Below are 19,405 nucleotides of genomic sequence, written 5' to 3'. Positions count from 1 at the left end.
AATCCTCAAATTTTATCCAAATTGATTTCGCTGAAAAATAAATTAAAAACTATATCCGATATTAAAACCGGCAACCGCATTAGAAGTTCTGAATCCTTCGGGTTTACGTATAGGTTTACCTACAAAGACATCATAACTAAAGCCTTTTATTCCTCCTCGCAAACCGATCGCTGTTCCCATTAAATGGCGACCAAGTTGATTTTCTGTGGACCAGCCTGACACTCGCCCTCCGTCAACAGCCCAATAAGCGGCATGATTGGGGTTAAATTGCCAACTTAGCTCGTTTCGCCAGTTCCAACCACGTTCACCGGAAAGAGAAAGTTCACCATCAAAACCGCGTACGGTATAACGTCCACCAATTGAGAAACGGTCTTGAGCGATCAGTGGGGTTTTATTCCACTGGGCATTCAAGCTGCTTTGCCATTGCCAAGCTTGGCTACCCCATTTAAAGGGTTTTATTAGGTTGATACTTGCTGTAATAATTTTAGGACGAGAGGTGCCTTCACCGAATAGCTCTTCAGGGGCAGATAATGCTCTCCGCGCAGCAGTTCCTCGTTTGAAATTAATTGAAAAATCTACGGTGGCTGTTGGGAAATATTCTTTGTGATTAATCCCGGCTTCCCAGCCGGCCATTCGTCTTCTTTGTACGTCAATTTCTGCACCATCGATATAATTTTGAGATTGACGAGACCAAAAAGAACCTGAAACCAAGGTTTTACGTTTGGCATCACGATAGAGCAGATAGGAGAGTGTCAACTTATCCGTTTCACTTTCACCCGAGTAGATATAACTATTATCAAAAGCACCAAAGACTTCCTGATGATATCTGCTCTGATTATGGGAAAACGCTAAATTCCAGTAACCAAACGGAATAGAATAGTAAAGTGTGAGGTTTTTACTGGCACGGCGACCTCGGTCATCTCCTTTTTGTTTTATCGAATGCGTAAAAGAGGTGTAGAAAAGATCATTTGCTGAAAAAATATTGTCTATGGAGAGTGTGCCATTGGCTTGCCATTTACCAGTAGAAGTCGAGCCGGCATCGTCTAATCCGACATTTAAACGAAATGGAAAGGCTTGATTGTAACTAATTTTTAAATCACTCTCCCCCACCTCTGCTTTATCGCTTTCACTCGGTAAAATTTCGATGTTTGCCTCAACAGTCGGTGCACGTTTTAAGTTTTCAAGGGATTGCTCAATATCTCGAATATTCAGTACATCGCCGGAATGAAACGTCAATCCGGTTAATGCATGTAAGCGGGTAAAACGAGGCACATAACTGCTATCAGCAACAATCGTATTACGCACTTTCCCCGGAATGACGGTTAATACTAATTTCCCATCACGTAAATCTTGTTCTTCTGTCACCACACGTGTTGTCACATACCCTTTCTCAATAATGTTATTTTGAATCTGTTTCATTAAAACACCTAAACCCGCACCACCAAAACAGTGAGGTAACGTCAGTTTTAATGATTTCGCTGCTTTATCAAACGCCCATTGAAATTGACTTTTTAGCAAAGAAGAGTGGTAATCCGTTAAAGTAATTTGATGAATGGTATAACAGGGAGATTCTGCAGAAGAAAGTAAAAGTGATTCACTGTGAGGCGAATCTAGACGAATATCAGGTTGAGTCTGCAATTTGTCTGCTTGTGCCTGTTGATATTGTTTCTGTCGCTGTTGTTGTGCCGCATCAATGTTGTTTAATTGAGGGTCACGCGTATCGGCGAAAGCTACTGTTGATAGTGTAGAAGAAATTAAGCTTAAAACGAATGTTCGATAGTATTTCATAGTTAATAGGCCTCATATTCAGTTTGTAAAGTCTAGAGTGTTTTCCATTTTCTTTCAAATTAATCAAAAAAACCACACTCTATAAGTGCGGTCAAATTTAAAGTCGTTATTCTTTCGCCACAATATGTGGGAATCCACCGAGGGCTTTTAGGTGATTTACCATATAACAAAACAGCTCGGCGGTGCGTTCTGTGTCGTAAAGGGCGGAATGTGCTTGTCGGCTATCGAAAGGAATATTCGCCGCTTGGCAGGCTTTGATCAGCACCGTTTGACCGAACATAAAACCGCTTAATGTGGCGGTGTCGAAGGTGGAAAAGGGATGAAATGGGTTGCGTTTAGCATTGGTGCGCTGTGCGGCTGCCATAATAAATCCCTGATCAAAGGCGGCATTATGCGCCACAATAATAGAACGTTGGCAGTCCGCCTCTTTTTGCGCACGTCGCACCATTTTAAACATCTCGCTGATGGCAATATTTTCACTCACGGCGCCACGCAATGGGTTATCAACATCAATGCCGTTAAACTTAATCGCTTCCGGGTTGATATTGGCGCCTTCAAAAGGTTGAATATGAAAATGGCATTTTTGATCAGGTAAGAGATTACCCTGTTCATCCATTTTGACCGTAATCGCCGCTAATTCTAATAGCGCATCGGTTTTTGCGTTCAAGCCGGCGGTTTCCACATCAATAATGACCGGTAAATACCCCCGGAAGCGGTGTTTTAATAAATGATAGTTGATAGTTTCTTGCGTGTCAGACATACCTATTCCTAAAAATAAAACGTGGATTATCGTTCATAATCCACGTTAAAAAACAGTTGAATTTTTCACCGCACTTTTAGCTTAAGTTTAGCTTAGTTGCCTAAACCGGCTTGTGCGCTTTTATTCTCAATGAATTCGATTTTGTAACCATCCGGATCTTCGACGAAAGCAATCACGGTGGTTCCGCCTTTCACCGGGCCCGGTTCACGGGTAACATTGCCGCCCGCTTGACGCACGGCTTCGCAAGTAGCGTAAATATCATCAACCCCAATGGCGATGTGGCCGTAGGCATTGCCCAAGTCGTATTTCTCGACACCCCAGTTATACGTTAATTCCAAGACGGACGCCTTGTCTTCATCATCGTAGCCTAAAAATGCTAAAGAATATTTATATTCAGGATTCTCGCTGGTACGCAATAAACGCATTCCCAACACGTCTTGATAAAATTGAATGGAACGTTGTAAATCACCGACACGTAACATTGTGTGTAAAATTCGCATTTGGTTTCCTCACTGTGAATAAATCTTGTCAATTATGCCACAGAATGAATGGATTTGCCTGATGAAATTCGTGTTAAAGGTTATCGTAGTTTGTCGTAGGAATACGCAAGGAGGCGCACTAAAAGCACAAAGTGCGGTGAAAATTCACCGCACTTTTAGCCCGCCTTTTTATCGACTTACAACAAAATCTCCGCACACAACCCGATGCGTTCGCCGGCAGCATTTTTACGGTTAGACAGGTTGAGTTGGTAATGATGCAATTCGGCAATGCGGCGAACAATGGACAATCCCAAGCCGCTGCCTTTTTCGTTTTGGCCGGCTGGGCGATAGAACCGTTGACCGAGTTTAGCCAGATCGGCTTCATCCACACCGCCACCGTTGTCTTCCACCAAAATCTTGTTTTTTTCCAACCGCACTTTGACCTGACTGCCCTCCGGGCAATAACGAATGGCGTTGTCTATCAGATTACGCAACATAAGCGCCAACAACAACGGCTGCCCCATTTTTACAGGAGGCGCAGCGATGGGCTCAAATGCCAGCGTGATTTGGTGTTTTTCCGCATGAAAATACAATTCCCCCATCAACGACGGAATTAACTGTTCCCAATGAATTTCCTGTAAATTCTCCAGTTCTTTCAAATTATCTAAACGGGCAAGAGTTAATAATTGCTCGATCAGCTGGGTTGCGCGATCGATACCTTTGGTCAGATTTTCCAATGCCTGTTCACGCAAGTGAGCGTCATCACCGGCAAGTTGTGCCACTTCCGTTTGAATACGCAAAGCGGCAAGTGGGCTACGCAATTCATGGGCGGCATCGGAAGTAAAGCGGCGTTCACGCAATAAGGTGGCAGAAGTGCGGTCAAAAAATTGATTTAAATTTTGAATTAACGGCAAAATTTCCATCGGCAAATTGTCGGTCGGTAACAACGAAGTGTCGTCCGGCGGGCGTTTCGCCACTTGTTCGCCCACTTCTTTTAGGCTGCGTAATTCTCGGCGAATAATCAATCCCAGTGCCGCCAATAAAAACGGCAAACCGGCAAACCAAATCCACATCTGCCCGAATACCATTTTATTGATCAGTTCATCGCGATATTCCTGTTCCTGCCCCACGGCGACCATTAAACGACCACCGGCAACAGGTAACCAGAAAATACGCCAGTCATCGTCGTCCTCACGAATTTTACTGAGTGAAAAACCTTTTTGAGGCGCATAAATAAAGTTTTCGCCATTTTCACCGTCACTCAGCACAATAGTGCCGTCTGTAGTAAAAATCGCAAAGGCCAACGCATCATCGTCAAAACGATGTTTTTTAAAAGGACGGCGTGGTTGTGGGTTGTGACGATCGATTAAAAGATGACGTAAATCAGAAGAAGCAAGCCGTTCGGCAAAGAGAATTTGTTGTGCATCAAAAACTTGATTCACTTCTTTGCGAACTTGAAACCACGCTACCGCCGTGGAGATCAACCACACCAAAACAGACACCAAGGACAAGGTGGCAATTAATCGAAAGCGGAGGCTGCGCTTGTGCCAATTAAGCTTCTTCATCATTTTTTCCTAAGGCATAGCCCACGCCATGCACGGTGCGAATAAACTGTTTACCGAGTTTTTGGCGTAAGTTGTAAATATGCACTTCCAAGGCATTGCTGTTGACTTCGTCATCCCAGTTGTAAAGTTTTTCTTCAATAAAATCACGGGTGAGGACGCGTTCTTTATTCAGCATAAACAGCTCAAGCAGTTTGTATTCGCGTGTGGTTAATGCAATTTCTTGTTCATTCAACAATACTTTACGTTGATTCGGATCGAATTTGACGCAGCTATGCTGAATAATCGGGCTGGCATGCCCATAACGACGACGAATCAATGCTTGCAATCGTGCCACCACTTCCGCCAACGCAAACGGCTTGCATAAATAATCGTCTGCACCGCGTTGTAAGCCGGTAATGCGTTCATCTAAGGTATCTCGCGCCGTTAAAATCAACACCGGCACATCCTGCCCGTTTTTACGCCATGCCTGCAGCACGTCTAAACCGTCCATTTTCGGCAACGTTAAATCTAACACCACCGCATCGTAAGGCGCGGCTTGCGCAGCTGCCAATCCGCTTTTGCCGTCAGTAAACCAATCCACTGCAAAGCCCGATTTGGTCAAACCGATTTGAATGCCGTTGCCAATGAGTGCATCGTCTTCGATCAATAAAATTCGCATAAAAAAATCACCGCACTTTTCACTTGAGAAATTGCTATCATCAAAACAAACAAAAAGTGGCTCATCACCACTTTCTGTTTTTGGTCGGATTATTTTACAATTTTTTCGACACGATCAATATCGACTTCCATTTTATCCCAAGATTTATCCACTTCGCCGTAAAGTTTCACTTCATCGCTTGGGGAAATATCCTGACCTCGCCATGCTTTACGGTCGATTTCCACTTGGATTTCGCCACTGGCATCTTTGAAAATAAAGTCATCCTTGTCTACTTGTTTGATGATGTTACCTTGCAAAATGATGTATTGATCGTCTTTCCAGGTATTTGCATCTGCTGCTTTGCTGACGGTTTGATTACCGTTGACAAAGCCTCCGTGTTTAAATTCACCTTTGTGGTGATACTGTGCATATTGTGCCTGTTGTGTCTGCGGATCTTGGAAACCACCTTTGGCAAAAGCGCCGCTTACGGCAACGGTTGCTAATACGAAAATTGTTGCTAAACTACGTTTCTTCATTTGAAATCTCCTTCATAAAGTTCATTATCACAAAGCCCCCTTGCTTTGTTGAGAGCTATTAAATCAAGTAAAACTGAAGAAAAGATTAAGAAAGCTTAAAATTTTTTAAAAAAGAGAAAAAGGAAATATTATGCGTTACGACAATATGTCTGCGTTTATTGTGATGGATATTGTACGAGAAGCCGCGAAATACCCGAACGCCATTCATTTTGAAATCGGTCAGCCGGATTTACCGCCGTCGGATAAGGTCAAAGCCGCACTGCAAAATGCCGTGCAGAACAATCAATTTAGTTATACGGAAAGCCTTGGGCTTCTGGCGTTGCGAGAAAAAATTGCAGCGTATTATGACCGCACTTATCAGGTAAAAATTAACCCGAATCGGATTTTACTTACGCCCGGCACCAGCGGGGCATTCTTAGTGGCTTATGCCCTTACCTTAAATCACGGTGACAAATTGGGTTTAACGGATCCGTCTTATCCTTGTTATAAAAATTTTGCCTATATGATGGATATTCAACCGGAATTCATGCCGGTGGATAAACAAGATTGTTATCAATTAAGCGTGGAACAATTAAAACGCCATCAAATTAAAGCGTTACAAATTTCCTCGCCGGCAAACCCAACAGGCAATATTTACACCACCGAACGCTTGAAAGCGCTTAACGACTATTGTCGTGAGCACGACATTGCCTTTATTTTCGATGAGTTGTATCACGGTTTGGTGTATGACGAAGCTGCTGCAACAGCATTGCAATTTAACGATAAGGCTTATGTCATTAACGGTTTTTCCAAATATTTCTGCATGCCGGGCTTACGTTTAGGTTGGATTATCGTGCCGGAAGATAAAGTGCGTGAAGCAGAAATCATTGCGCAAAATATCTTTATTTCCGCACCGACATTAAGCCAATATGCCGCATTAGAGGCCTTCGATGACGTGCATTTAGCGCAGGTAAAACAGCAATTCCAAGCGCGTCGCGATTTTTTATATAACGCCTTAAAAGACATTTTTACCATTGAATTTAAACCGCAAGGCGCTTTTTATTTGTGGGCGGATGTATCTAAATACACCGATGACAGTTACGAATTTGCCAAACAAATGCTCCATGAAATTCAGGTCGCGACTACGCCGGGCATTGATTTTGGGCAAAATGGTACGAAGCATTATTTGCGTTTTGCTTACACTAGCAACATCGAGCATTTGCAAGAAGGGGTAAACCGCATTAAACGCTGGCTGGCAAATAAATAAAAATTACCCATTCCAGTCATTGAACCACAAAATTATGCGCCTATAATAGGCGCGAATTTTTACTTTCTATTAACAATAAGCCCTAAAATTATGAGTATTCGAATTCTACCTGAAAATGAAATTAAACAAGCGGCAGCCTCTTATACTGCGCCGCCACTGTTGTTTTCCAGCCCGAAAAATTTATATCAACGTCGCGCTGCGCGTTTAAGAGAGTTAGCCCAAGATCACCCGCTTGCTGATTATCTGCTATTCGCTGCAGCGATTGCTGATGCGCAATTAGAACTGCTTGAAAATATGCCGATTCCGCAAGATCCGAGACTGGAAAAACTGTCCGGCGAACAATTAGCGCATCAACCGTTAAATGCACAACATTGGCAGCGTGATCCAATTTGGCGCAAATTATTGACCGCACTTTTAGAGAAATTAAAACCTTCTGCCAACGACCAGATTCTCACCACCATCGAATGGTTAGAAAAAGCCGCTGACAGTGAATTGGAAGACCTTGCCGATAAAGTCTTGGCGCAAGAATTTGCCACCATTTCCAGCGATAAAGCGGTGTTTGTATGGGCTGCATTATCCTTGTATTGGCTTCAATTAGTGCAACAAATTCCTCATAATGCGAAACAAGAAAGCACGGAAAACCTTCATTGTTGTCCGGTGTGTAACACTGCGCCAACGGCAAGTTTAGTACATTTTGGCAGCCAACAAGGTCTGCGTTATTTGCACTGTGCGCTTTGTGAAAGCGAATGGAATATGGTACGTAGCCAATGTTCTAATTGTGGACAAAACAAAGAATTAGATTATTGGTCAATTGATGATTATATGGCAGCCATTCGAAGCGAAAGCTGCGGCAGTTGTAAAAGTTATTTAAAAATTATGTTCCAAGAAAAAGAACCGAAAGTGGAAGTGATTGCCGATGATTTGGCTTCTCTTTTCTTAGACATGGAAATGGAAGAAAAAGGCTTTATGAAAAGTGGCTTAAATCCGTTTATTTTTCCGGCGGAATAAGCACGAATTTCTACCATGCGCAGTGCAGGATTTCGTTTTAAGCAATTTCATGTCAATCATGATCGTTGCGCCATGAAAGTGGGTACTGACGGTGTTTTATTAGGTGTTTGGGCGGATGTAAATTACGCCCAACAGATTTTAGATTTAGGCACCGGCAGCGGATTGATTGCGTTAATGTTAGCGCAACGCAGTGCCGCAGAAAGTCAAATTCATGCCGTTGAATTGGATCCTGCCGCCGCACAACAGGCACAAGAAAATGTCGCCGCCTCGCCTTGGGTGGAAAAGGTTCATGTGTATCAACAAGATGTTTTTACGTTTTGTCAGCAAACCCCAGTAAAGTTTGATTTAATTGTGGCGAATCCGCCCTATTTTGAAAGTGGCATTGCTTGCCGAGACACTCAGCGCAACACCGCACGCTATGTGATTCAATCTCATGTTGCGTGGTTGGAGGCAGCACATTCTTGCCTCACGTCACAGGGCAAAATCAGCTTTGTCTTACCTTTTGAGGCCGCCGAAACGTTGCTAAAATCCACCGCACTTTCTTGCATTGCCCGTTGCGATGTAGTGACGAAAGCCGGAAAAACACCTCAGCGCGTGTTATTGACTTTTTCTGCGCAAGCACAACAAACGGCATATCAACAACTGACGATTTATGATGCGCAAAATCAGTACCATGAGGATTTCATCGCATTAACGAAAGACTTCTATTTGGCGTGGTAAGTCATGGCAGGGCAAGCATCATGCGTTTTGCTTTACCCGCTCCTCTTATTCAAACTCCAATTCCACCGCACTTTCACCAAGCAACGTCACAAGTTCTGTCAGCAATTCATCGGTTGGATTGACCGACCATTGCACGCCCATTTTGACTAAGGCTCTGCCTTGTGGGCTTTGGTAATAAATATGCACTGGCAGGGAATTGCCGCTGTAAGGCTGTAAAACCCGTTTAAATTGCTTAATGAATTGCGGTGTGATTTGTTCTTGAGACAGGCAAATCGCCAGGCTTTTCGCATAACGCGCACGCGCTTCATCAATCGTCATCAAATCCCGCACAGACATACGCAAACCTTGTGAGAAATCGTCAAAACTGACCTGTCCTGACACCACGATCACCGTGTCTTTTTGCAGTTTCTCACCGAATTTATCTAGCGCTTCGCCAAACAAGGTTAAATCTAAACGACCGGAGCGATCATCAATGGTGGCAATGCCGATATGGTTGCCTTTCTTGGTCACGGCAATGCGAGTATTCACCACCAAACCGCTGGCGGTGCTCATTTGTCCACGATAATTCGGGGTGAGTTCTTTCAGACGAACAGGACTATAATGGGACAATTCTTTCAAATAACGACTCACCGGATGGCTGCTGAGATACAGTCCGAGAGTTTCCCGTTCACCGTCTAAAATCGTTTTTTCCGTCCAAGGGGCAATATTGGCATAGGAATGTTCCACTTCCTCGTTAGTTTCTGTCAACACGCCAAACATATCCGTCTGCCCTAAAGCTTCGTCTTTCGCATGTTGATCGGAAGCACGCAAGGCATCTTCCAGATTTTGCTGCAAGGCAGCGCGATGTGGCCCAAGTTTATCGAAAGCACCGGATTTAATCAGGCTTTCAAACGTGCGTCGATTGATTTTCTTTAAATCCACCCGGGCACATAAATCAAACAAGTTTTTGAAAATACCGTCTTTCTCACGGGCTTCTACTAGCGCCGCAATCGGCCCTTCGCCCACGCCTTTAATGGCACCGATGCCGTACACAATTTCGCCGTTTTCATTCACACTAAAATGATGTTTTCCGGTGTTAATATCCGGTGGAACCACATTCAAGCCCATGCGCATACATTCGTCGTACAAGCCAACGATTTTATCGGTGTTATCCATTTCCGAGGTCATGACCGCCGCCATGAATTCGGCAGGGTAGTGCGCCTTCAGCCACAGGGTTTGATAGGACACTAAAGCATAAGCCGCAGAGTGGGATTTATTAAAACCATAGCCCGCAAATTTTTCCACCAAATCAAAGATTTTCATGGCAAGATCGCCGTCCACGCCGTTCTTGATAGCGCCTTCTTTAAATACGGAACGCTGTTTGGCCATTTCTTCCGGTTTTTTCTTACCCATCGCACGACGTAATAAGTCCGCACCACCTAGCGTGTATCCCGCCAACACTTGCGCAATTTGCATGACCTGCTCTTGATACAAAATAATGCCGTAGGTTGGCTCTAAAATTGGTTTAAGAGATTCATGTTGATAGTTGGCATCCGGGTAAGACACTTCTTCACGCCCGTGTTTACGGTCGATAAAGTTATCCACCATGCCCGATTGCAACGGGCCCGGTCGGAACAAGGCTACTAACGCGATAATATCTTCAAAACAGTCCGGCTTGAGGCGCTTAATCAAATCTTTCATGCCGCGCGATTCCAACTGGAACACCGCCGTGGTTTCGGCATTGAGTAACACTTCAAAAGATTGATGATCATCCAATGGAATAGCACTGATATCCACCAACGGTTTGCCTTCTTTTTCCATACGCGCGTTAATCATGTCCAACGCCCATTTGATGATGGTTAAGGTACGTAAGCCTAAGAAGTCAAACTTCACCAAACCCGCATATTCCACGTCATTTTTATCGAAGTGGGTGACCGGATGTTTGCCTTCCGAATCGCAATACAGCGGCGAGAAATCTGTAATTAACGTCGGCGAAATTACCACTCCACCAGCATGCTTACCGGCATTTCGAGTGACGCCTTCCAGCTTGCGCGCCATATCAATGATGGCGCGGACTTCTTCGTCCGCATCGTAAATTTCTTGCAGTTTTGGCTCGGCTTCAAAGGCTTTAGCAAGTGTCATACCGGGATCCGGTGGCACTAATTTGGAAATGCGATCCACAAAGCCATAAGGTTGTCCCAGCACCCGCCCCACATCACGAATCACCGCTTTTGCCGCCATGGTACCGAACGTAATAATTTGCGACACCGCACCGCGCCCATACATTTCGGCAACGTGCTCAATCACGCGGTCACGTCCGTCCATACAGAAATCCACGTCAAAGTCAGGCATGGAAACCCGTTCCGGATTGAGGAAACGCTCAAAAAGCAAATCGAATTCCAACGGATCCAAATCGGTAATTTTTAACGCATAAGCCACCAAAGATCCTGCCCCGGACCCCCGCCCCGGCCCCACCGGAATATCATTATCTTTTGACCATTGGATAAACTCCATCACGATCAAAAAGTACCCCGGGAAGCCCATTTGGTTGATGACATCCAGTTCCACCTGCAAGCGTTCATCATATTCCGAACGGCGCGCTGCACGCAGTTTTTCATCAGGAAACAGCACCTTGAGGCGCTCTTCCAAGCCCTCTTTGGCGCGTTTCACAAGGTAATCTTCGGTGCTTAAATCACCGGTTGGAAATTGCGGTAAGAAATATTCGCCCAATCGAATGGTGACATTACAGCGTTGTGCAATCAGTAGCGTATTCTCCAAGGCACTTGGCACATCGGCAAACAAATCACACATTTCTTGTTCAGAACGGAAATATTGTTGACTAGTATAATTTTTAGGACGTTTCGGATCGTCTAACGTGAAACCGTCATGAATCGCCACGCGAATTTCATGGGCTTCAAAATCTTCTGCCTGTAAAAAGCATACATCATTGGTCGCCACCACGGGCAATTGTTCCCGTTCAGCCAGTTCTAACGCGGCTTGGATGTAACGTTCTTCATCAGGGCGACCGGTACGAGTAAGCGTCAGATAAAAATGATCAGGGAAAAATTCGTGGTAAAAATCCACCGCACTTTTGAGTTCGTCAGTATTGCTGCGCAGTAATTTTTTACCTACATCGCCATTGACGCCGCCGGATAAAACAATCACCCCGGCACGATGTTCTACTAGCCACTGCTGATCAATATACGGCACATCGACATAACCGCGCTCATAGGCTTTTGAAAGCAACAACGTGATATTTTTATAACCTTCATTATTTTTTGCCAAGAGGGTTAAACGGAATCTTTCCTCGCCACACAACTCACTTTGCACCAGCACATCCGCCCCGATAATCGGCTTCACGCCGGAAGATAATGCCTCACCATAAAACCGCACCAAGCCACAAAAATTCGTGAAGTCCGTTAACCCCATCGCCACCATGTTATTTTCCACGCAGGCTTTTACCAACGGTTTCACTTTGGCGATACCGTCAATCATGGAAAAATCACTGTGAACCTGCAAATGAACAAAACGTGGCGGTGACATAAACATCCTTAAAATAACAAAAAGTGCGGTCAAAAAATCCAATGGATTTTGCGCGTTAGCTTGAGCAACGGTGGCAAAGCCATAGTGGGTAATTTTAGCGGTATTTTGGGAAATTGTAGAGAAAAAATACGTGGCTTATGACGTTCTCTCTCGGCATCAAAGGGGACTGTATGGCATGGTTGAGATAAAAATACGGCGAAAAATACTGAGATTTTTCACCGTACTTTGCTTTTAGGTAATTTAATGCAACGTGGTTACTTTACTTCGCGGAACATAATTTCGCTCGGAATCACCGATCCTTGCCAGTAAAGTTCGCTTGCCACTTTTTCGGCCAATTGCATGAAGGATTTGGCAATGTCGTCTTCAGGCGCAGCGATAACTGTCGGTTCGCCGCGATCCAGATCTTGACGAAGACGGATGTGTAACGGTTGTTGTCCTAATACTTTGATATTGTATTTATCCGCAATGCGTTCTGCACCGCCGGTGCCGAAAATGGCTTCTTGATGGCCACAGTTGCTGCAAATGTGCATGGACATATTTTCTACAATACCTAATACCGGCACGGAAACGCGCTCAAACATGGCAATACCTTTCACTGCATCTAACAAAGCGATGTCTTGAGGTGTTGTCACGACAATGGCGCCGGTTACCGGGATTTGTTGGGATAGCGTCAGCTGAATGTCACCGGTGCCTGGAGGCATGTCGATCACAAGATAATCCAAGTCAGGCCATAGGGTTTCTTGTAATAGTTGGCTTAATGCGCTACTTGCCATTGGACCGCGCCAAATGGTGGCGTTGTCTTCGTCCATGAGGAAACCGATAGAGTTAGCATACAAACCGTGTGCTTCGATCGGGGTGATGTGTTGGTTATCCGGTGAGGTTGGGCGTTGATGCGGTGCACCAAGCATGTGCGGAATAGAAGGACCGTAAATATCCGCATCTAAAATCCCTACGCGCGCACCTTGTTGTTGTAATGCAATGGCAAGGTTGACGGAAACGGTAGATTTACCCACGCCGCCTTTACCGGAGCTCACCGCAATAATATTTTTTACACCTTTCACAGCAGGATGGTTGTTGGCGCGTTTGAGGGTGGCGATTTGGTAGTTTAGTTGCCATTTGACATTTTCTACGTCTGCCGCCGCTTTTAACGGTTCGGTTAAGGCGTTTTTTAATTCGGCAAACGCTGTGTTCCAAGCGAAAGGCATGGATAATTCCACGCGTAGCGTATTTCCGCCTTTTTCGACTTTTTTCAACGCGTTGAGTGAAACAAGATCTTTTTGCAGAGTAGGATGTTGAAAGTGTTTAAATAGCTGAACAAGGTGTTCCTTTTGCTGTTCCGTTAAATTGTCGGAAAATAATGTCGCCATAATGCTTCCTTTTTTATGTCATAAATTCGTCGGGCGCTATTTAATCATGCACGCCTTTATCTGTTAAGTTAAAAATGCGTAAACCGTGATTAAACTAGAAAAAATACCCTCAATAAGGTAACATAAACGCCAATTTTTTTCTGTATTTTTAAGGATTCTGAAGGTCAATATTATGTCGAATTCCAAGCGTAAAATTTTAGTCACTTGTGCCTTGCCGTATGCCAATGGCCCTATTCATTTAGGTCATATGTTGGAACATATTCAGGCGGACATTTGGGTGCGTTTTCAACGGATGCGTGGCAATGAAATTTATTTTGTGTGCGCCGATGACGCACACGGCACGCCAATCATGCTAAAAGCTGACCAAATGGGCATTACGCCGGAACAACTTATTGACGATGTACGCCACAAACATATGGCGGATTTTGCCGGTTTCAACATCAGTTTTGATAACTACCATTCCACACACAGCGAAGAAAATCGCGAGTTTTCAGAGTTTATTTATAACCGCTTAAAAGAAAACGGTTTTATTAAAAGTCGCACGATTTCCCAACTCTATGATCCGGAAAAAGGGATGTTCTTGCCCGATCGTTTTGTGAAAGGTACCTGCCCGAAATGTAAATCGCCGGATCAATATGGCGATAACTGCGAAGTGTGCGCGGCAACCTATAGCCCGACAGAACTCATTAACCCACGTTCTGTGGTATCCGGTGCAACGCCGGTCATGAAAGATTCCGAGCATTTCTTCTTTGATCTGCCAAGTTTTGAAGCCATGTTGAAAAACTGGTTGGGCTCCGGATCTTTGCAGCCGGAAGTGGTGAATAAAATGCAGGAATGGTTTGAAGCGGGTCTTCAACAATGGGATATTTCACGCGATGCGCCATATTTTGGTTTCCAAATTCCGAATACGGAAGGCAAATATTTCTACGTTTGGTTGGATGCGCCTATCGGTTACATGGCATCTTTCAAAAATCTGTGTAAACGTGAGAACCACATTGATTTCGACAGTTTCTGGCGCAAAGACAGCGATGCCGAGCTTTATCACTTCATCGGCAAAGACATCATGTATTTCCACAGCCTGTTCTGGCCAGCGATGTTAGAGGGTGCAGGTTTCCGTAAACCGAGCAATATTTTTGTACACGGCTATGTGACGGTAAACGGCGAGAAAATGTCAAAATCCCGCGGTACATTCATTCAAGCGGCAACTTATTTGAAACACTTGGATCCGGAATGCTTGCGTTATTACTACGCGGCGAAATTAAGTAACCGCATTGATGATTTGGATTTGAACTTAGAAGATTTCGTTCAGCGCGTGAACACGGATTTGGTGAATAAACTGGTGAATTTGGCTTCCCGTAACGCCGGTTTTATCCAAAAACGTTTCGACGGCAAGTTGGCGGCAGCATTAGATGATCAGGCTTTATTTGATGAATTTATTGCACAATCGGAGCAAATCGCCACGTATTACGAAAATCGCGAATTTGGTAAAGCTATTCGTGAAATCATGGCATTAACCGATAAAGCCAACAAATATATCGACGATAAAGCGCCTTGGGTGATTGCGAAAGAAGAGGGCAAAGACGCGGAGTTGCAAGCAGTGTGTTCCATGGGGATTCAATTATTCCGCGTACTGATGGGCTATTTGAAACCGGTGTTACCAAAATTGGCAGAACGTGCAGAGGCTTTCTTGCTGGCGGAATTAACCTGGGCAAATTTAGCGCAGCCATTGTTAAATCATCAAATTGCACCGTTTAAAGCCTTGTTCTCCCGTTTAGATGGTAAGCAAATTGAAGCGATGATTGAGGCGTCTAAAGCGGAAAACGCGCAAGTGAATGCCGCGCCTGCTGCGAAAAGTGCGGTTCAAAATGTCAATGAATCTGCAGGAGCTATCGAGCCGATTGCAGAGACCATCACGATTGATGATTTCGCGAAGCTTGATCTACGTGTAGCGAAAGTATTGAAATGTGAAGCTGTGCCGGAGTCCAATAAATTATTGCGCTTTGAACTGGATTTGGGCGATCACAAACGCCAAGTTTTTTCCGGTATCAAGGCGGCTTACGATAAGCCGGAAGAGCTGGAAGGACGCTTTGTGATTATGGTGGCAAACCTTGCACCACGCAAAATGAAATTCGGTATGTCCGAAGGCATGATTTTAAGTGCGGGCACCGGCGGCGCGGATTTATTCCTGTTGTCTGCTGATGCAGGCGTGAAAGCGGGAATGCAGGTGAAGTAAGCATCATTCCACATTGTGGGGACAGACGTTATGTCTCTCCGACAATCTGATGATACGAATAGGACAGGCATAAAGCCTGTCCCTACGATTAAAGTTTGCGATCAAAGTGCGGTGACTTTTCTGAACGAATTTCTACTCGTATTCTTCCAACCACTTCAGCAAAATAGCTTCTAAAATCCCTTCGTTTGATTTTTGCGGATCATCGTCAAAATCCTCTAACTCACAAATCCAGCGATGTAAATCGGTAAAACGCACAGTTTTTGGATCAAGCTTCGGATTGTTGTCATACAATGCTTCGGCAATGAGTTGGGCGTCCGTCCATTTCATTAGTGGGCTGCCTCGTTTGCGTGGTTAATGTTGTATTTCGGGATTTCGACGACTAAGTCTTCATCACCGACAATACATTGGCAAGACAAGCGGCTGTCCATTTCTAAGCCCCAGGCTTTATCTAACATATCTTCTTCTTGATCGCTTGGTTCATTTAAAGAATCGCCTCCTTCACGCACTACCACATGGCATGTGGTGCAAGCGCAAGAGCCATCGCATGCATGGTGAATTTCTACGCCGGCATTGAGCGCCAATTCAAGCAAATTGTCGCCAGCAGCGGCATCAACCACCATGCCTTCCGGGCAAAATTCTTCATTGGGTAAAAAAATCACTTTTGGCATTTTAACATCCTTACTTTCCTACAATATCGTCAACGGAGTGACCTGCTAACGCAGTGCGAATGGATTTATCCATACGACGGGCAGCAAATTCCTGCGTTGCTAAATCCAGCGCTTTGATGCCTTGTTTGATGGCAAGGGAATCATCCTGCTGTTTTAATTGTTCTAACGAAATAATCGCGTTTTTGACCGCACTTAATTCGTCGTCATCTAATAAATCATAATCTTGTGCCAGAGCAGAGCGTACGCTTTCCAGTACACGTTCCGCTTCTACGCGCTGTTCCGCCAATAAACGCGCTTGAATATCCTCTTTGGCGTTTTCCATGGAGGCTTTTAGCATGTTGGCAATTTCATCGTCCGTTAAACCATAAGACGGCTTCACCTGAATAGAGGATTGGACACCAGTGGTTTTTTCCATGGCGGTAACACTAAGCAATCCATCGGCATCCACTTGGTAGGTCACGCGAATATGTGCAGCACCCGCCGCCATCGGTGGAATGCCGCGCAGCGTGAAGCGTGCAAGAGAACGGCAATCGTTCACCAGTTCCCGTTCACCTTGTACGATATGCACCGACATTGCGGTTTGTCCGTCTTTGAAGGTGGTGAATTCTTGCGCACGCGCCACAGGAATAGTGGTGTTGCGCGGAATAATTTTTTCCACCAAACCGCCCATGGTTTCGATGCCGAGAGAAAGTGGAATGACATCCAACAACAATAGCTCAGAATCCGGTTTGTTGCCGGCAAGAATATCCGCTTGAATGGCCGCGCCAAGAGCGACCACTTTATCGGGATCGATAGAGGTCAGCGGTTGTTTTTGGAAAAATTCGCCCACTTGTTCGCGCACATAAGGCACTCGGGTAGAACCGCCCACCATCACCACTTCATTCACCTCTTCCGCTTCTACACCGGCATCTTTTAAGGCGCGACGACAAGCAAGTAAAGAACGTTTAACCAACGGTTGAATCAGTTCGTTAAATTGTTCTCGGCTGATGTTGCCAAGCCAATTGCGATACTGAATTTTAGCTTCCGTTACGTGAGTTAATTCCACTTTAACGTGATTAGCTAATTCAATCAGTTCGCGATATTGGCTGTCATTTTCCGGTTTTACGGTAGACTGTTCGATAATCCAATTAGCTAAGACCAAATCGAAATCATCACCGCCTAGCGCCGTGTCGCCGCCGGTCGCCAACACTTCAAACACGCCGCGGGAGAGGCGCAAAATGGAAATATCAAAGGTGCCACCGCCTAAATCATACACGGCAATCACGCCTTCTTGTCCGCTATCCAAGCCGTACGCAATGGCTGCCGCAGTCGGTTCGTTTAATAAACGCAGAACATTGAGCCCTGCCAATTTCGCCGCGTCTTTGGTACTTTGGCGTTGTGCATCATCAAAATAGGCAGGCACAGTAATTACTGCGCCGACAAGGTTTCCGCCCAAGCGTTGCTCACCAAGTGCGGTCAATTTTTTCAGTATTTCTGCGGAAATTTCAATCGGGCTACGTACACCTTGGTGTGTTGCTAATAAAGGCAAACCGTTTTCACTGGCGACAAATTGATAAGGTAAATTCGGATAACGTTGTTGAATATCCGCAAGACTGCGACCGATTAAGCGTTTGACGGAAATCACCGTATTTTGCGGATCTTGCGTGGCAAGTTCGGCGGCTTCGTAGCCGACAATCACGTTGTCATCTTTGCCAAAATGCACAACAGAGGGCAATAACGGGCGATTTTGTTCGTCCAATAAAACATCACTGTGGCCGTTGCGTACGGTAGCAATCAGGGAGTTTGTGGTGCCGAGATCGATGCCCACGGCAAGTTTTTGTTGATGGGGTGCGGCACTTTGTCCCGGCTCTGCAATTTGAAGTAACGCCATGTTGTTTCTCGATATGCTTTACATTAAAAATCTAAAAGAGTCTCTTCAACTCGCTCAATTTCTGTTTGAAGTTTTTTGATAAAACGTAATTTGTCTGTTATTGCCTGTGCGATGTCCCATTGTTGTGTATCAAGTGCGGTGGATAATTCGCTTAAAATGGCATGACGGATTTGGTTAATTTCTTGGGCAAATGCGGTTAATTCATCCGTGTCTTTACGGTTTTCAATATTTTCTAGGGTTTCACGCCATTCCATTTGCTGCATCAGAAAACCAATGTCTTTGTTGCTTTTTTCTTCCTGGTTTTCTTGTTCGCCGGTATTGAGGGCAATGATACTGTCGGCGCGTGCAATCGGGTCTTTTAAAATACGCAGCGCATCATTAATTTCCGCTGACTTTTGCATGGCAAGGCGTTGTTCTTGCGCAGAGGCCGCTGAAAAATTATCCGGATGAAGGGATTTTTGCAGCGCTAAATAACGCTCATTTAATAACGCGCTGTCCACCTGAAAAGCTACGGGCAAATCAAATAAAGCAAAAGGATTATTCATCATCATCTCGATTACACGTTAAAACTTTCACCGCAGCCGCATTCGTCTTTGACGTTCGGGTTGGTGAATTTGAAGCCTTCATTTAGGCCTTCTTTGACAAAGTCTAATTGGGTGCCATCTAAATACACGAGACTTTTGGTGTCCACGATCACTTTTACGCCATGTTGTTCAAACACTTGATCGTCTTCGTTTAATGTGTCCACGAACTCCAGCATATAAGACAAGCCGGAGCAGCCGGAAGTTTTGATCCCCAAACGTAAACCAATCCCTTTCCCGCGTTTTTCTAAAAATGTTCTGGCGCGATTTGCTGCGCTTTCGGTTAATGTGACTGACATATTTTATTTCTCCAAAATCAAATGCTACTTAAGGGGTTCGCGGTGTTATAAGTAGACGGAAGTAACACTCAGGATATCAAAATACTCTATTCGTCATTATCGTCTTTCCTGACTTAAGGAAAAGAC

17 protein-coding genes are annotated in these 19,405 nt (G+C 44.8%); 4 read left to right on the top strand and 13 right to left on the bottom strand.

The genetic code is table 11. The features are described 5' to 3' along the window. Window positions 1–42: 42 nt before the first annotated feature. The 6 genes from J5X96_RS00580 to J5X96_RS00555 all read right to left on the bottom strand — a co-directional run bounded on the left by J5X96_RS00580 (window position 43) and on the right by J5X96_RS00555 (window position 5,765). The gene (locus J5X96_RS00580) at window positions 43–1,788 is read right to left on the bottom strand and encodes a ShlB/FhaC/HecB family hemolysin secretion/activation protein (RefSeq protein ID WP_209363609.1); all 1,746 of its coding nucleotides are present in this window, start codon (window positions 1,786–1,788) and stop codon (window positions 43–45) included. A 106-nt stretch (window positions 1,789–1,894) separates the two neighbouring features. Then, window positions 1,895–2,548 (bottom strand): ribonuclease T, encoded by a 654-nt coding sequence (gene rnt, locus J5X96_RS00575; RefSeq protein ID WP_021616889.1) that lies wholly within the window; start codon window positions 2,546–2,548, stop codon window positions 1,895–1,897. Between the two features lie 92 nt (window positions 2,549–2,640). After that, a complete protein-coding gene (gene gloA / locus J5X96_RS00570) occupies window positions 2,641–3,048 on the bottom strand; it encodes a lactoylglutathione lyase (protein ID WP_033002744.1) in 408 nt (135 codons plus the stop codon). Window positions 3,049–3,224: 176 nt separating this feature from the next. After that, window positions 3,225–4,595 (bottom strand): quorum sensing histidine kinase QseC, encoded by a 1,371-nt coding sequence (gene qseC, locus J5X96_RS00565; protein WP_209363607.1) that lies wholly within the window; start codon window positions 4,593–4,595, stop codon window positions 3,225–3,227. Then, entirely contained in the window at window positions 4,579–5,250 is a 672-nt protein-coding gene (locus J5X96_RS00560) for a response regulator (RefSeq protein ID WP_209363605.1), read from the bottom strand. The genes qseC and J5X96_RS00560 overlap by 17 nt, the downstream gene beginning before the upstream one ends. A gap of 89 nt (window positions 5,251–5,339) precedes the next feature. Continuing rightward, on the bottom strand, window positions 5,340–5,765 hold the full coding sequence (locus J5X96_RS00555; RefSeq protein ID WP_021616864.1) for a YgiW/YdeI family stress tolerance OB fold protein: 426 nt from the start codon (window positions 5,763–5,765) through the stop codon (window positions 5,340–5,342). 130 nt (window positions 5,766–5,895) lie between these two features. Here J5X96_RS00555 and J5X96_RS00550 point away from each other — a divergent pair, with 130 nt between their 5' ends. From J5X96_RS00550 to J5X96_RS00540, 3 genes are all read left to right on the top strand, one after another. Further along, a complete protein-coding gene (locus J5X96_RS00550; protein WP_209363603.1) occupies window positions 5,896–7,011 on the top strand; it encodes a pyridoxal phosphate-dependent aminotransferase in 1,116 nt (371 codons plus the stop codon). 90 nt (window positions 7,012–7,101) lie between these two features. Further along, a complete protein-coding gene (gene fdhE, locus J5X96_RS00545) occupies window positions 7,102–8,019 on the top strand; it encodes a formate dehydrogenase accessory protein FdhE (protein WP_021616862.1) in 918 nt (305 codons plus the stop codon). Window positions 8,020–8,034: 15 nt separating this feature from the next. Next, complete coding sequence (locus tag J5X96_RS00540) at window positions 8,035–8,739, top strand: tRNA1(Val) (adenine(37)-N6)-methyltransferase (RefSeq protein WP_021616861.1); 705 nt, start codon at window positions 8,035–8,037, stop codon at window positions 8,737–8,739. A gap of 45 nt (window positions 8,740–8,784) precedes the next feature. On the opposite strand, the gene dnaE is transcribed toward J5X96_RS00540, so the two are convergent. Together dnaE and apbC are read right to left on the bottom strand one after the other, a co-directional pair. Next, window positions 8,785–12,261: a DNA polymerase III subunit alpha gene (gene dnaE, locus J5X96_RS00535; RefSeq protein WP_209363601.1), complete on the bottom strand. Its 3,477-nt coding sequence runs from the start codon at window positions 12,259–12,261 to the stop codon at window positions 8,785–8,787. Between the two features lie 254 nt (window positions 12,262–12,515). After that, on the bottom strand, window positions 12,516–13,628 hold the full coding sequence (gene apbC, locus J5X96_RS00530; RefSeq protein WP_021616859.1) for an iron-sulfur cluster carrier protein ApbC: 1,113 nt from the start codon (window positions 13,626–13,628) through the stop codon (window positions 12,516–12,518). Between the two features lie 172 nt (window positions 13,629–13,800). Between apbC and metG the strand changes: the two genes are divergently transcribed. Then, window positions 13,801–15,861, top strand: coding sequence for a methionine--tRNA ligase (gene metG, locus J5X96_RS00525; RefSeq protein ID WP_209363599.1), 2,061 nt, complete (start codon window positions 13,801–13,803; stop codon window positions 15,859–15,861). 132 nt (window positions 15,862–15,993) lie between these two features. Here the strand turns inward: metG and iscX are convergent, their stop codons facing one another. From iscX to iscA, 5 genes are read right to left on the bottom strand one after another with little or no spacing between them, the layout of a single operon-like run. After that, on the bottom strand, window positions 15,994–16,188 hold the full coding sequence (iscX, locus tag J5X96_RS00520; RefSeq protein WP_209363597.1) for a Fe-S cluster assembly protein IscX: 195 nt from the start codon (window positions 16,186–16,188) through the stop codon (window positions 15,994–15,996). After that, on the bottom strand, window positions 16,188–16,529 hold the full coding sequence (gene fdx / locus J5X96_RS00515; protein WP_209363595.1) for an ISC system 2Fe-2S type ferredoxin: 342 nt from the start codon (window positions 16,527–16,529) through the stop codon (window positions 16,188–16,190). The genes iscX and fdx overlap by 1 nt, the downstream gene beginning before the upstream one ends. Before the next feature lie 10 nt (window positions 16,530–16,539). Then, window positions 16,540–18,399: a Fe-S protein assembly chaperone HscA gene (hscA, locus tag J5X96_RS00510; RefSeq protein ID WP_209363593.1), complete on the bottom strand. Its 1,860-nt coding sequence runs from the start codon at window positions 18,397–18,399 to the stop codon at window positions 16,540–16,542. Window positions 18,400–18,422: 23 nt separating this feature from the next. Continuing rightward, window positions 18,423–18,944, bottom strand: coding sequence for a Fe-S protein assembly co-chaperone HscB (gene hscB, locus J5X96_RS00505; protein WP_209364719.1), 522 nt, complete (start codon window positions 18,942–18,944; stop codon window positions 18,423–18,425). An 11-nt stretch (window positions 18,945–18,955) separates the two neighbouring features. Next, window positions 18,956–19,279 carry an iron-sulfur cluster assembly protein IscA gene (gene iscA / locus J5X96_RS00500; RefSeq protein ID WP_021616853.1) on the bottom strand — a complete coding sequence of 108 codons (324 nt, stop codon included), beginning with the start codon at window positions 19,277–19,279 and terminating at the stop codon, window positions 18,956–18,958. Between the last annotated feature and the right edge of the window lie 126 nt (window positions 19,280–19,405).

The sequence above is a fragment of the Aggregatibacter sp. 2125159857 genome, assembly GCF_017798005.1.
Taxonomy (GTDB): domain Bacteria; phylum Pseudomonadota; class Gammaproteobacteria; order Enterobacterales; family Pasteurellaceae; genus Aggregatibacter.
The sequence above is the reverse complement of the archived record's forward strand: the minus strand, read 5'-3'. Positions and strand labels throughout refer to the sequence as shown.

Coding starts and splice junctions, on each gene's coding strand:
- J5X96_RS00580 (WP_209363609.1), bottom strand. CDS start 1,788: ATGAAATACTATCGAACATTCGTTTTAAGCTTAATTTCTTCTACACTA.
- rnt (WP_021616889.1), bottom strand. CDS start 2,548: ATGTCTGACACGCAAGAAACTATCAACTATCATTTATTAAAACACCGC.
- gloA (WP_033002744.1), bottom strand. CDS start 3,048: ATGCGAATTTTACACACAATGTTACGTGTCGGTGATTTACAACGTTCC.
- qseC (WP_209363607.1), bottom strand. CDS start 4,595: ATGATGAAGAAGCTTAATTGGCACAAGCGCAGCCTCCGCTTTCGATTA.
- J5X96_RS00560 (WP_209363605.1), bottom strand. CDS start 5,250: ATGCGAATTTTATTGATCGAAGACGATGCACTCATTGGCAACGGCATT.
- J5X96_RS00555 (WP_021616864.1), bottom strand. CDS start 5,765: ATGAAGAAACGTAGTTTAGCAACAATTTTCGTATTAGCAACCGTTGCC.
- J5X96_RS00550 (WP_209363603.1), top strand. CDS start 5,896: ATGCGTTACGACAATATGTCTGCGTTTATTGTGATGGATATTGTACGA.
- fdhE (WP_021616862.1), top strand. CDS start 7,102: ATGAGTATTCGAATTCTACCTGAAAATGAAATTAAACAAGCGGCAGCC.
- J5X96_RS00540 (WP_021616861.1), top strand. CDS start 8,035: ATGCGCAGTGCAGGATTTCGTTTTAAGCAATTTCATGTCAATCATGAT.
- dnaE (WP_209363601.1), bottom strand. CDS start 12,261: ATGTCACCGCCACGTTTTGTTCATTTGCAGGTTCACAGTGATTTTTCC.
- apbC (WP_021616859.1), bottom strand. CDS start 13,628: ATGGCGACATTATTTTCCGACAATTTAACGGAACAGCAAAAGGAACAC.
- metG (WP_209363599.1), top strand. CDS start 13,801: ATGTCGAATTCCAAGCGTAAAATTTTAGTCACTTGTGCCTTGCCGTAT.
- iscX (WP_209363597.1), bottom strand. CDS start 16,188: ATGAAATGGACGGACGCCCAACTCATTGCCGAAGCATTGTATGACAAC.
- fdx (WP_209363595.1), bottom strand. CDS start 16,529: ATGCCAAAAGTGATTTTTTTACCCAATGAAGAATTTTGCCCGGAAGGC.
- hscA (WP_209363593.1), bottom strand. CDS start 18,399: ATGGCGTTACTTCAAATTGCAGAGCCGGGACAAAGTGCCGCACCCCAT.
- hscB (WP_209364719.1), bottom strand. CDS start 18,944: ATGAATAATCCTTTTGCTTTATTTGATTTGCCCGTAGCTTTTCAGGTG.
- iscA (WP_021616853.1), bottom strand. CDS start 19,279: ATGTCAGTCACATTAACCGAAAGCGCAGCAAATCGCGCCAGAACATTT.